General features: G+C 29.6%; 1 protein-coding gene. It reads right to left on the bottom strand.

The genetic code is table 11. The features are described 5' to 3' along the window. Window positions 1-796 (bottom strand): 6-hydroxymethylpterin diphosphokinase MptE-like protein (locus tag ELQ04_RS08490; RefSeq protein ID WP_134224522.1); only part of this gene is annotated, 796 nt, incomplete at both ends.

Raw genomic sequence — 796 nt, 5'->3', positions numbered from 1 at the left:
AGTATAAGAAAAATGACTTACATGAGTACCTGTATCAACATAACCAAAGTCGTTAAGATTGAAGCGTTGATATAAAGCTTTATTTCTTAAAATAATCATACAATTTTCATCCTTTAAACTACGCACGACATTAGGATGCGTGGCACACTCAAGAGCGATAATGCTTTGTTTTAAATTTTCTTTATTTTGAAAAAATCTTAAAGGCAAGTCTTCAAAATCTAAATTCGTCACATAATCAGGCACTATGCCTTTTTTCTCAAGCATACTCAAAGCCCCATCAGCACAAAATATCACTGCTTTATCTTGATAAGCTTTAAGTAAAGGAAGTTGTTTGGCTAAACTAGGTCCTGCAGAAACTACTATAGCATTATCAAATTTGTTTTTTCTTTCACTTAAGATTCTTTGAAAAGGAATGCTTTCAAGCATAAAAGGGATGTTTTGTAAAAACTGTCCATGTGTTAACAAAAGTAAAAAACAAGTAATATCTGCATTTCTTATTGCTACACTTGCACTTTTAATGCAAAGTTCATTTAAAGATAAAATAGAAGCTTCATAGTATTTAAGATAATAATGCGAGCTAATAAACATTTCATACAAACTTAAATACTCTAAAATACTTTGCTGATCAAAAATCATAGCAATTTGAATTTCTATATCCTTGGCTGCTGCATCAAACAATATCACTTGATAAGTTTTTAGCTCTTCACTCAAATCCAGTGTACTTAAAGCTAGGATAAAAAGTTCTATTTCACTTTCAAATACAAAAAGATGTTTATAGTGTTTAGCTAAATTTTTA

The sequence above is a fragment of the Campylobacter sp. CH278 genome (genome assembly GCF_004378845.1).
Classification (GTDB): Bacteria; Campylobacterota; Campylobacteria; order Campylobacterales; family Campylobacteraceae; genus Campylobacter_D; species Campylobacter_D jejuni.
This window is presented reverse-complemented; position numbering and strand designations above follow the sequence as displayed.